A 12,327-nucleotide genomic window follows, 5' to 3' on the forward strand; every position below is an offset into this window, starting at 1 on the left:
AAGCGATAGCTTGTATAGGTTTTTTTAATTGTAGCGTTTATGGTAGTTACGCCGTATAGGCACTAAACTGATCTGAATAAAAATGAAAAAAATTCTACTGTTACTGTTATTGCCCGTTGCTATGTTTTCATCGTGCCTGAAATCGAATAATGATGTGGTGCCTTTTGATAGCGCTAAACAGGCTGCTACCGATGAGGCAACCATCCAGGCTTACCTGGCAGCACATACCGAAATTCATGCGGTAAAAGATACAACCGGTGTTTACTACCAGATAATTACGCAGGGTACAGGCGCTACCCCGGCCTTAACAAGTACAATATCGGCGGCTTATACCGGTAAGTTAACCAATGGAACTATTTTTGATTCAAGCACAAACCTGGTGTACAAACTAAATGGCTTGATACCTGCGTGGCAAATTGCATTGCCATACCTTAAAACAGGCGGGCAAATGCTGATAATTACACCATCGCGCTACGCTTATGGTAATGCGCAGGCCGGCATTATTCCTGCAAATTCTGTCCTGATATTTTCTGTCAATTTAACCGCGGTAGCCAATTAGCGCTACAGTTTTTACGGGGGGATGAGTAAAAAAATATCCCTGCCTGTGCCGGCTTAAATTGATTTGGATTGTATATTTACTCTTGTGTATTTGCTGAAATGGAAATACTTGCCTGAATACGTTTTCACAATTTGCAGCGTTTAGTGTTTTTAACCCTATTAATGTTAACTGATCTGTATGAAAATGAAAAAACTTTTACTTTTAATTCTATTCCCTTTAGTCGTTCTATCCTCGTGTCTTAAAACAAGCGATGCCAACAATACACCAATTGTAACGCCGGCTGAGCAGGCTGTAACGGATGATGCCACTATACAAGCTTACCTGGCAGCACATACCGATATACACGCTTTAAAAGATACATCGGGCGTTTATTACCAGGTTTTAACGGCTGGCACAGGTTCATTCCCAAAAGTTAGCGCAACTGTTACGGTGAATTACACAGGTAGTTTGCTTAGCGGCACGCAGTTTGACAAGGCTACCAATTTTACGTCGGTTTTAGGAAACCTGATATCCGGATGGCAGATTGGCCTGCCTCATGTTGCCGCCGGTGGCCGTATCCTGCTTATCATACCATCGCGCTATGGCTATGGAAACGTTAACGTCGGCGCTATACCTGCCAATTCTGTATTGCTATTTACAATCGACCTGTTGTCTACATCGAACACCGATTGAAAGAGACATGATATAACGAATATAAAGGCCCGAAACACGCTTTCCGGGCCTTTATTATTTATTATATTTCCGCGGTTTTATCGCCCATTTCAAAAAGGGATATTATTTCTTTCATCATGAAAAATACCATATTAGTTGTCTTCGCCATCGTATTTGCTTTTGCATCATGCAAAACCGCACCGCCGGTGGATGCTGTTAAACAAGCCCGTATTGATGATTCGCTTATCCGGGTTTATCTTTCCAATAACCCGGTTGTAAAGGCCGTGAAAGATTCGTCGGGCCTGTACTACCAGGTAGTTAAGCCGGGCACGGGCGCCGTGGCAACCATCAATTCAACGGTTACGGTAAATTACCGTGGTAAGCTGCTTAACGGGCCGCCATTTGATTCGGCAAATGGTTACTCTTCGCCATTGGCGGCGCTGGTAAAGGGATGGCAAATAGGTATACCACATATAAAAGCAGGTGGTAATATTGTGCTGTTTGTGCCATCGGCTTTGGGCTATGGCGGGGCATCGTTAGGGCCTATCCCGGCAAATTCGGTGCTTATTTTTGATATTGACTTAACTGGGGTAAAATAACCGGCTGATACCAGGGATACAATAATTTTGAATTGAAAAGACATCAGCCTCAAATTCAAACCGGCACATTAAATTATCCGGCGTTTTGTTCTTATATTAACGGTTCAAAACTTGCGCCTATGAAATTACGCATCGCTCCCTTTTTTTTGTTGTTTACAACACAGGTATTTGCCCAGCAAAGTCAGGTAAGTACTAAAGCCGATGCCCTTAAAGACCAGGTAATAGCCTGGCGCCGCGATTTTCATGAACACCCCGAACTGGGCAACCACGAAGTGCGTACTTCGGCAATTATTGCCAAACACCTGCAATCATTGGGTATCCAGGTGCAAACGGGCGTAGCTACAACCGGGGTTGTCGGCATTTTAAAAGGTGGCAAGCCAGGCCCGGTAGTTGCCTTACGGGCAGATATGGATGGTTTGCCGGTTGTTGAGCGTACAGATGTGCCTTTTGCATCAAAGGTAAAAACCACGTATAACGGCCAGGAGGTTGGCGTAATGCATGCCTGCGGGCATGATTCGCACATGGCTATTTTGATGGGTGTGGCGCAGGTGCTCTCGGGCATGAAAAACGAGTTGCACGGAACTGTTAAATTTATTTTTCAGCCCGCCGAAGAAGGGGTAGAACCCGGCCAGAAAGGCGGCGCCGAAGAAATGGTGAAGGAAGGCGTGCTTGAAAACCCCAAAGTTGATGTAGTATTTGGCCTGCACATTAATTCGCAAACCGAGGTTGGTAAAATAACCTATCGCCCCGGAGGTACAATGGCAGGCGTTAACGATATGCAGATTATCGTAAAAGGGCGGTCGGCACATGGGGCCTATCCATGGTCGAGCGTTGACCCGATTGTGGTTTCGGCCGAGATTATCAACAACCTGCAAACTATAGTAAGCCGTAATATAAACATAACCGAAAACCCGGCAGTGGTAACCATTGGCGCCATCAAAGGTGGTAACCGGTCGAACATTATCCCCGAGAGCGTTGAAATGCTGGGTACCCTGCGTTCATTTACAGCCGCCGATGAAAAAATGCTGGTTGAGCGGGTTAAACAAATAGCAACAAAAACGGCTGAAGCACAAGGCGCTACTGCCGAGGTAAAGATTCCGTACAGCAGCCATTACCCGGTTACTTATAACGATCCGGCGCTTACACAGCAGATGCTGCCCAGCCTGCAAAAAACAGCAGGAGCCAAGAATGTGATGTTAAAGCCACCTGTTACCGGGGCCGAAGATTTTAGCTTTTACCAGGAAAAAGTACCCGGTATGTTCATTTTTTTAGGTGGGATGCCCAAAGGTGCCGACCCGCTTAAAGCCCCATCGCACCATACGCCCGATTTTTATATCGACGAAAATGGCTTTGCCCTGGGTGTAAAAGCATTGTGCAATTTAACGCTTGATTATATGAATGCTAAAGGGAAGTAAGGATGGTTTACTATTTAAAAAGATATTTATCTTTAAATAGATGATTGATGCTTAACTTTATAAGCCCAAAAAGCGCATGGGCAGCAATTTTTAACAGCATAAGATGAGGAAAAGCATATTAACAATGGTGTACACAAGCTTGTTATTAATTTTAATAACAAGCCAAAAAACCATTGCTGCGGATATGGCCGCCGAAGATACCGTAAAGAAAATTAACCCCGAGGTTTTGCAAACCATCAATACGGTTTTAAAAGCATCTTTTACATTTGATATTGATAAGGTTACTGATGTTTATGCCCCCAATGCTGTTGTTACCGACGAGCAGCAACCTTATTCATGGAACGGGCAGCTGGCCGGCGTACAGTGGGTAAATTCGGTACAAAAAGCGGTTAAGGATTTTAAAATCCACGACTTTGCCGTAAACATAAAAAAGATCAAAATTTTTCAGCAAACCGAAGAAGTAGCCTACCTGATTGTACCCGTTGAATACACCGGCACCGTAAACGGCGACCCATTTAACGAAGAAGGGGCGTTTTCCTTCGTGTTTCGTTACGTAAGCGGGAAATGGCTCATTAAAAGCCAGGCCTGGGTACCCAAAAACGGATTGTAATTTAAACCTGAACATACCTTATGGAATCTGAATTAATCCAGTATAAGCATTTTAATGATGCCGCCCTGGCCAACGCCCTTGTAGATGTGCTTGAAGAAGCGGGTATTGAATACGACGTTAAGGAAAGCAGTGCGGTATTTGATCCAGCTTTCAGGGCCGCCAATTTAACTGTTGAATACTCTATTAAAATAAAACCCGAAGATTTTGAGCGTGCAAACCAGCTGTTGAATGATAAAGAGCAGGAAAATGTAAACCAGGTGGATAAGGATCATTATTTATTTGGCTTTACCAATGCCGAACTGACAGATGTGCTTGCAAAAGCCGATGAGTGGAGCCCTTTTGATTACCAGCTGGCCCGCAAAATATTGCTTGAACGTGGTGTTACCATCAATGAAAAAACACTCACCGACCTTAAAACCGAACGCCTGGAAGAACTAAGGGCAACCGATCCGCCGCAAAGCGGATGGATAGTTGTGGGCTACATATTTGCATTGGCGGGTGGTGTGTTAGGAGTTTTTATAGGTTGGCACTTGTCTACATACAAAAAAACGCTCCCCGATGGCGAACAGGTTTACGGTTACAATGAAAGCGACCGTAAGCAAGGGAAATGGATTTTTTACTTATCCATAGCTGTTTTTGTACTTGCCATTATTTACCGCATAGCACCGGCATTTACCGGAAATTAAATTACCATTGGCCAACCTTCTTTTCATCTGCAGTAAAAACCAATGGCGCAGCCCTACAGCCGAGTTGCTGTTTAAAAACCATCCGGAACATACCGCCCACTCGGCAGGTATCGGTGCCACGGCCCGTATCCGGGTAACCCAAAAAATGATTGACCGGGCCGATGTTATATTTGTAATGGAGCGCAGGCATAAACAGCTGCTGAGCCAACGCCTGGAACTAAGCGGCAAGCAGGTAAAAGTGCTGGATATTGAAGATAATTATCAATTTAACGACCCCGAACTGATAGAAATATTAAGGACTGTTTTAAGCGGATACCTATAAAATCAAATATGAATTTTTTTTGTCTTGATTCTTGACTCCTGATTCTATTTCGTAGCGAATTTAACCTTAACGGTAACCTGTTCTGGTTTGCCATTGCTGTTGCCTACCCAGGTTGGGCCAGCTTTAATCAGGTCGATAGCCTTTTGATCGGCAATGGCCGAAAGGCTTTTTTTGATCTTGAAATCGCTTAAAGAACCATCGGTATTCACGGTGAATAGCACCGATACTGTTCCGGTGGCATCACCTTCGGGCACGATAGCGTTTGCCTGCAGGTATTTTTTTAAGCCTGCCATTTCACCTTGCGGATGTGCTGCAACTGTTTTTGATACTTTATCGGTTCCTGCAACTGTTACTTCGGCAAGGGCGTCATTATCCGGGTTAAGTACTACTTTAAGGCTATCGCCGCGTTTTACACTCACCTGCCTTGGCTGGTAGCCTATGGATGCAATATCAAGCGTTTCTTTATTTTGGGTAACCGGCATGCTAAAGTAACCATTTACATCGGTCACAGTACTCTTATTGGTGCCCGAAATGCGTATGGCCGCCCCAACAACCGGCATGTTATCACCTTTGCCAACTATAACACCATTTATACTGCTATAGCCAAACTGGGTTTTGGCATCTTTAGAGGTAACTACCTGCAAACCGCCAATATTCCCCATTAGTTTAGATTCAATGGGCTTGGATGCCTTTTCACGGGCCTTTTTAGCAAGCAGCGCAAGGCTATCCGCTTTCGCTTTGTTGTCGTTATAATTCATCACCACCATTTCGCTTATGGAGCTGTTTTCTTGCTTAGGCTCGACAGCCGGTTCGGTAACCTGGGGGACTTTCTTTAATACATCCCCGGCAGGCGCGGTGCTTTTATTATCGTCGGCTGATATTTCCTGTTGATAAACCGATTTACCGGCAGTGTATTTCCGGGGAGTAAACGGCTTGTCGGCACTGGTTAAAACGGGTTGTTTTGCCGCATTATTTGCCATTAGGGTTTCCTGCGTGGAATGAGGCGGCGGCGTTGCCACGGTATCTTTATTGACAACCTGTGTTTTATCTTTTTGTAATTCGGCCAGTTGCTTTGTTTGTTCCGGCGAGGTCCTTTTTATCCACAAGCCGCCAATGGTAAGCACAATAAGAACCGATGCCGCTATTGACCATACCTGCCATGATATCACACGGCCTTTCTTTTGTTCGGTACGTTGCTGTAGCCTTGCGGTAAGGTCGGCAAGGTTGGCTTGCTGGTTTTTAGGGGCTTGTTCAAAACCCTCCAGCGCATCCATTAAAAAAGGGTCATCAAGGGCATCGTGTTCCAGCCGGTGCATAGCTTTGGCATCAAGTTCCCCGTTTAGGTACTTTCTAACTTGCAATATGTCGGCCTTTTTAGTGTTCACTGCTCTTCTCCAGGCAAATTTTAAGATTGCGTTTGCCGTTTTGTATATAGCTTTTTACCTCGTTCAGGCTAAAACCTGTTACTTCGGCAATTTCTTTGTAGCACTTTTCTTGTAAATAAAACAAATCGATGCTTTGTTTTTGGGCACCGGCCAGTTTATCAATGCACTGCTCCAAAGCTTTATAGGCTTCTTCGCGGTTATTGTCGTCATGATGCAGTAATGGCGTAAATTCCATAACATCATCTAAATTAATTACATCCAGTTTTTTACCGGCCCTTAACTGCATTAAGCAATAATTGCGCCCCAATACATAAAGCCAGTTCCTGAATATGCTGATGTCGTGCTTTTTAACTTTATCTACCAGTTCTTCAAAAATGCCCATTACGGCATCTTTAGCGCCATCTTCATCTTTCAGGTATTTTAAACATACACCGTAAACCAGGCCCATATATCGTTCATATAGTTGTCCTAAAACCGCAACATCGCCGTTTTTACGGTAAATGTTAAGCAGTTCGTCATCCGTTGATGTGCCTGTTTTGCCTGGTTTAATAAAATTGGTCATTAAAAAGGTGCAAAATAAATTTTTTTAACGGTTTATGGAAATTATCCGCCGCCTGCATCCTTATTAAAAAACAACCAGGGATGAAAAAGTTAGTTTTAATTATTTTATTGTTTGCCGGTTTAACTGGGTTTAAGCCGAACAGCAGCCACCGCATTAGCGGAACCGTATATGATAGCAAAGATAGTTTAGCGATACCGGGAGTATCGGTTTTGCTTAAGGGCTCCGGTTTTGGAACACAAACCGATGCCAAAGGCAACTATTCTATTATTGTACCCGACGACAACGCCGTACTTACCTTCAGCTTTATTGGTTATACCACACAGGATGTAAAAGCAGGTAAAGGCAAAGTGTTGAAAATTTACCTTCATGCAAGTTCAAACCAACTAAGTGAGGTTGTGGTAACAGGTTATGGAGTACAAAAACGGAGGGAAATTACAGGAAGTGTGACTACTATATCTACAAAATCATACAAGGCAAAAGGCTTAATTGGCAAAGCATCCGGCCTTGTAGCAGCAGAGAAAGTATCTGCGGTCTACGGTTATTCGGCTAATGCCGATTTTAAAATGCCTGCCCCGGTAGTTACCGATGAAAGTTACAAAGGCATCGAAGAAAATGGTTTCAAAGCGGTATCGGCCGAGCCGCTCTCGACATTTTCTGTTGATGTGGATGCGGCATCGTACGGCAACGTTAGGCGATTTATCAATAACGGCCAGTTACCACCGGCAGACGCGGTGAGGATTGAGGAGATGATAAACTACTTCAGCTACAACCTGCCGGGGCCAACAGATGGCGGACCGGTGGCCATCCATACCGAACTATCTGCAGCCCCATGGAACAGCAAACACCGCCTGCTGCGTATAGGCCTTAAAGCAAGGACGGTACCTACCGAAAAACTGCCTGCATCAAACCTGGTATTTTTAATAGATGTATCGGGATCAATGAACGAGCCTAATAAATTGCCTTTGGTACAATCGTCACTAAAAATGCTGGTTAACCAACTGCGGGCGCAAGATAAGGTTACCCTGGTTGTTTACGCCGGCGCGGCGGGCGTAGTGCTGCCTGCAACCGGCGGCGATAAAAAGGAAACCATTAATAACGCCATTGATAATTTAAGCGCGGGCGGCTCAACAGCTGGCGGACAAGGCATTAAGCTTGCTTACCAGATTGCCAAGCAAAACTTCATGAAAAATGGCAATAACCGGGTGATTTTAGCTACCGATGGCGATTTTAACGTAGGCGCATCAAGCGACGATGATATGCAGAAGCTGATTGAACACGAAAGGGAAAGCGGTATCTCGTTATCGGTTTTAGGCTTTGGCATGGGTAATTACAAGGATAGCAAGATGGAAACCCTGGCCGATAAAGGCAACGGTAACTACGCCTATATTGATAACATTACCGAAGCCCGCAAAACCCTGGTGAGCGAATTTGGTGGCACCCTATTTACCATTGCCAAAGATGTAAAACTACAGGTGGAGTTTAATCCCGCCAAGGTACAAGCCTACCGCCTGGTTGGTTACGAAAACCGGGTACTGGCCAAAGAGGATTTTAATGATGATAAAAAAGATGCCGGCGATATGGGCTCGGGGCATACGGTTACCGCTTTTTATGAAATAGTGCCCGCGGGGGTAAAAGATGATTATTCGGCCAGCGTGGATCCATTAAAATATCAGAAACCTAAACCTGTTGCCTATTCAAACGCATCTGATGAAATGATGACCATCAAATTCAGGTACAAGGAGCCAACATCGTTAAAAAGCAAATTGAGCCAGGTTACGGTTAAAGACGAGCCAATCAACCTGAAATCGACATCAACAGATTTTAGGTTTGCCGCCGCTGTTGCCGAAATCGGCATGCTGCTGCGCGATTCGAAGTTTAAACAAAATTCCGGGTATGACCAGGCCATTAAAATGGCCCGGGCCGCCAAAGGCGATGACACCGAAGGGTACCGCGCCGAATTTATTAAACTGGCCGAAAGCGCCAAGCTGCTAAGCAAAACAGAGTTTGCCGCAAAAGGTGACGAGTAGAGGGCTCAAAAACAGAAGTGCAATTAAATATCGAATAATGAATTTTGAATGTCCAACACCGAAGTTTTTCTTTCCTTCATTATTCGACATTGGGCATTCGGTGTTCGATATTTAAAACGGTCGTAATTCTCTAACTTAACAACATTGGAGGAATGCCAATAAACAATTGAAAAATCAATACCTATACCATATCAGTCAAAAGCCCGGCAGTTTTTTTGCCGGGCTTTGTTATGCAATACCTGATATGGCTGCTTAAGCTTAAGCGCTATAAATTAATTACGCTGTAGTTGTAGCGCCCGGAACTTGGGTAATGAACAAGTGCGGAGAGTGAATGCCTATTTTATGTTCATCAAAAGCCTTTTTGATAAGCTCCTGGGCGCCAAAAAGCACTGTCCAATAATCCAGGGCCTTAGTAAACGGGCAAACGCCAAGCCCGATTTTGCCTTCATTTATTTTAAATACGTTTACAATGGGCGCAGGTTGTGCTAAAATAAGCGGGTGGCTCAGGCATGCTTCTATAGCTATTTTACGCACAAAGTCCAGATCATTTTGTGGTTCAATTTCCAGCGAGATATCTACACGGATGCTGCCATGCCTGCTGTAGTTAACAACCGTATTATTTGAAACCGCACCGTTTGCCAGTATAACCGTTTTGTTATCGGGTGTAAGCAATATGGTGTTAAAAATCTGGATCTCGATAACCTCGCCGTTTTGGCCCTGCGAATCAATAATGTCGCCTATCTTAAAGGGCTTAAAAATCAGGATAAGCACGCCTCCGGCAAAGTTGGCCAATGAGCCTTGTAATGCCAGGCCTACTGCCAAACCTAAGGCACCAATAATAGCTACAAACGATGTTGTTTGAATGCCCAGCATGCCGGCTACCGTTATCAACAGTAAAACCCGTAGGCCGGCCGTCATGATGCTGCCTAAAAATGATTGGAGCGATACATCAATTTTTCCTTTTGCCATTGATGCGGTAAGCAACCGGCCTATCCATTTAATAATATAAAGGCCAATAACCAATACAAGCGCGGCGCTCAATAAGTTGATGCCGAAAGTACTTAACCAGGCAAAAATTGCTGTGGAGTAAAAAGAAACATTTTGCATAAAAAAGATTGTTTGGGGTGATTAATTTGGTTTGATGATTTTTATATGGTACCTGCAAGGTTAATTTACTTTTGTAAAGTACATAATAAAAATAAAAAATACAGTGCAAACTAAAGATTAACAGCCCCTTAATATTAATGTAAAGCCCAATTGAATTTGCCCTGTCGTTTTTTTACTTAATTATAAAATAGTTTTTTTATGATTTAAATTGGGCATGTAATTGCCGCATTAACGCAACTGTAGTATTGCATAAAAATACTGCAATATAGAGGGCATTCTTAATTCTTACCGTCAATAAACTAAACGTTTCGCATTCCATGTTCCATCATTTTTTGATGTTTCGGACACTGCGTTGTGAAACACAATTTTTACCTGCAACACTTTTTAATATTATTTAAAAAGTATAATTTGCGTAACGTTTCCAATTATAAACGCATTCAAAAAACTAAGTTTTCTTTATGAAAAAATTAATCATGTTACTCGGTTGCTGTGGCCTGCACGCCTTGTCGTTTGGCCAGGCGCCTAACAATGCCCTGTCAATCATCCCCGAGCCTGTTAAGGTTACCCAAAAGATGGGCACATTTGTATTGCCCAAAATTGTTGTGTTGGAAACAGGGACCCAACCTGGGGTGGCTCCGGTTATAGCTTACCTGAAAAAGAAGCTTGGCACCGCGGCAGGTACTGCTGTAGCTGTAAAAAACGTTGCGCCAACGGCATCCATAAAATTTGTTATCAATAAAAAAAATGATCCGCTGATTGGTGCCGAAGGTTATAACCTATCGGTAACTGCAAAAAAAGTGGTGATAAAAGCAAATGCGCCCGCCGGTTTATTTTATGGCGTGCAAACTTTTATGCAGTTACTGCCAAAGGAAATAGAAAGTAAGGAATTTGTGAAAGGTGTTAAATGGACAGCCCCTGCGGTTGATATAACCGATTACCCAAGGTTTGAATGGCGGGGCCTGATGTTTGATGTTGCCCGCCACTTTTTTACCAAAGCCGAGGTGGAGCAGTATATTGATAACATGGTAAAATACAAGCTTAACCTGCTGCACCTGCATTTAACCGACGATGAAGGCTGGCGTGTAGAAATTAAAAGCCTGCCAAAACTAACTACTGTGGGCGCTTATAATGTAAAAAAAGTTGGGCAGTTTGGCACATTTACCCCGCCGGCTGCTGATGAGCCACGTACCTACGGCGGCTTTTATACCCAGGAAGATATAAAGGAACTTGTACAGTACGCCAAAGACCGTTTTGTAAATATTTTGCCCGAGGTTGATGTTCCGGGCCATAGCCTTGCAGCAGTAGTGGCTTATCCTGAACTTTCATGTACGCCGGGTGCCGATAAATACGTAGTAAACTCCGGCGAGCCTTTTATGAACTGGAACGGGCCGCATAACACCGCCATTGTAGATAATACCCTTTGCCCGGCTAATGAAAACGTATACGTTTTTTTGGATAAGGTGATGACCGAAATTGCCCAGCTTTTCCCCTTTGGATATATCCATGTAGGCGGCGATGAGTGCGCTAAAAACTTTTGGGAACAAAGTGAGGCGATTAAGGCGCTGATGGTAAAAGAAAACCTGAAAACCCAGCAGGAGGTACAAAGCTATTTTGAAAAACGCCTTGAAAAAATAGTAGAATCAAAAGGGAAAAAATTTATGGGATGGGACGAGATACTGGAAGGGGGCCTTGGGCCCAACGCAGCTGTAATGAGCTGGCGGGGCGTTAAAGGCGGTATTGAAGCGGCTAAAATGGGCCACGATGTAGTGATGAGCCCAACAACATTTGCCTATCTGGATTATATGCAAAGCGATGTAAACGAAACCAAAGTTTATGCCAAACTACGCCTGAACAAAACTTATGAATATGAGCCGGTGCCCGATAGTGTAGATGCTAAACTGATAAAAGGTGCCCAAGCCAATCTGTGGACAGAGCAGGTATACAACATACGCCAGGCCGAGTATATGACCTGGCCGCGTGGTATGGCCATTGCCGAACTGGTATGGTCGCCCAAAGAGAAAAAAAGCTGGCCATACTTTTTTGGCAAGGTTGAAAAACATTTTGAACGCTTTGATGAGGCCGAAACCAAATATGCGCCAAGTGTTTACGACCCTTCGTTCAGCGCTACTAAAAATCCGGATAATACACTTAAAATAACCCTTACCGGCGAGGCCCCTGGCCTGGATATTTATTACAGTTTTGATAACTCATTCCCTGATAATTTTTATCCTAAGTACACTGCTCCTGTTGATGCACCCAAAGATGCAACGCAATTAAGGGTGATAACCTATCGTGGTAAAAAAGTAATTGGACGCATGACAACCATGCCATTGGCTGATCTGGCAAAGAAGGCGAAGTAATTTCCTGAGCATTCCGAGTAAAAAAAGAGACCTGACTTTGAAAA

Annotated in this window: 12 protein-coding genes; 9 read left to right on the plus strand and 3 right to left on the minus strand. The window is 43.9% G+C overall.

All coding sequences use genetic code 11. The annotated features are described in order from the left end of the window. Positions 1 to 82: 82 nt before the first annotated feature. From AC1RM2_RS16740 to AC1RM2_RS16770, 7 genes are all read left to right on the plus strand, one after another. Positions 83 to 559, plus strand: a complete 477-nt coding sequence (locus AC1RM2_RS16740; RefSeq protein ID WP_492986335.1) for an FKBP-type peptidyl-prolyl cis-trans isomerase — start codon at positions 83 to 85, stop codon at positions 557 to 559. A gap of 183 nt (positions 560 to 742) precedes the next feature. After that, positions 743 to 1,231, plus strand: a complete 489-nt coding sequence (locus AC1RM2_RS16745; RefSeq protein WP_492986336.1) for an FKBP-type peptidyl-prolyl cis-trans isomerase — start codon at positions 743 to 745, stop codon at positions 1,229 to 1,231. 116 nt (positions 1,232 to 1,347) lie between these two features. Further along, positions 1,348 to 1,809 (plus strand): FKBP-type peptidyl-prolyl cis-trans isomerase, encoded by a 462-nt coding sequence (locus tag AC1RM2_RS16750; RefSeq protein WP_492986337.1) that lies wholly within the window; start codon positions 1,348 to 1,350, stop codon positions 1,807 to 1,809. Between the two features lie 119 nt (positions 1,810 to 1,928). Beyond that, complete coding sequence (locus tag AC1RM2_RS16755) at positions 1,929 to 3,224, plus strand: amidohydrolase (RefSeq protein ID WP_492986338.1); 1,296 nt, start codon at positions 1,929 to 1,931, stop codon at positions 3,222 to 3,224. A gap of 103 nt (positions 3,225 to 3,327) precedes the next feature. Further along, on the plus strand, positions 3,328 to 3,834 hold the full coding sequence (locus AC1RM2_RS16760) for a nuclear transport factor 2 family protein (RefSeq protein WP_492986339.1): 507 nt from the start codon (positions 3,328 to 3,330) through the stop codon (positions 3,832 to 3,834). 20 nt (positions 3,835 to 3,854) lie between these two features. Next, positions 3,855 to 4,520: a hypothetical protein gene (locus AC1RM2_RS16765; RefSeq protein ID WP_492986340.1), complete on the plus strand. Its 666-nt coding sequence runs from the start codon at positions 3,855 to 3,857 to the stop codon at positions 4,518 to 4,520. Positions 4,521 to 4,527: 7 nt separating this feature from the next. Beyond that, complete coding sequence (locus AC1RM2_RS16770; protein ID WP_492986341.1) at positions 4,528 to 4,842, plus strand: low molecular weight protein tyrosine phosphatase family protein; 315 nt, start codon at positions 4,528 to 4,530, stop codon at positions 4,840 to 4,842. Positions 4,843 to 4,886: 44 nt separating this feature from the next. On the opposite strand, the gene AC1RM2_RS16775 is transcribed toward AC1RM2_RS16770, so the two are convergent. Both AC1RM2_RS16775 and AC1RM2_RS16780 read right to left on the minus strand, forming a co-directional pair. Continuing rightward, positions 4,887 to 6,227: a carboxypeptidase-like regulatory domain-containing protein gene (locus AC1RM2_RS16775; protein ID WP_492986342.1), complete on the minus strand. Its 1,341-nt coding sequence runs from the start codon at positions 6,225 to 6,227 to the stop codon at positions 4,887 to 4,889. Then, positions 6,217 to 6,789, minus strand: coding sequence for an RNA polymerase sigma factor (locus AC1RM2_RS16780; RefSeq protein ID WP_492986343.1), 573 nt, complete (start codon positions 6,787 to 6,789; stop codon positions 6,217 to 6,219). Before AC1RM2_RS16780 ends, AC1RM2_RS16775 begins: the two co-directional genes overlap by 11 nt. Positions 6,790 to 6,869: 80 nt before the next feature. Between AC1RM2_RS16780 and AC1RM2_RS16785 the strand changes: the two genes are divergently transcribed. Then, the gene (locus AC1RM2_RS16785; RefSeq protein WP_492986344.1) at positions 6,870 to 8,816 is read left to right on the plus strand and encodes a vWA domain-containing protein; all 1,947 of its coding nucleotides are present in this window, start codon (positions 6,870 to 6,872) and stop codon (positions 8,814 to 8,816) included. Positions 8,817 to 9,092: 276 nt separating this feature from the next. Here AC1RM2_RS16785 and AC1RM2_RS16790 read toward each other — a convergent pair whose 3' ends face one another. Then, positions 9,093 to 9,923: a mechanosensitive ion channel family protein gene (locus tag AC1RM2_RS16790; RefSeq protein WP_492986345.1), complete on the minus strand. Its 831-nt coding sequence runs from the start codon at positions 9,921 to 9,923 to the stop codon at positions 9,093 to 9,095. A gap of 458 nt (positions 9,924 to 10,381) precedes the next feature. Here AC1RM2_RS16790 and AC1RM2_RS16795 point away from each other — a divergent pair, with 458 nt between their 5' ends. Beyond that, positions 10,382 to 12,283, plus strand: a complete 1,902-nt coding sequence (locus AC1RM2_RS16795) for a beta-N-acetylhexosaminidase (protein WP_492986346.1) — start codon at positions 10,382 to 10,384, stop codon at positions 12,281 to 12,283. Positions 12,284 to 12,327 lie beyond the last annotated feature (44 nt).

It is taken from the genome of Mucilaginibacter sp. GW822-FHT03E02, from assembly GCF_058801545.1.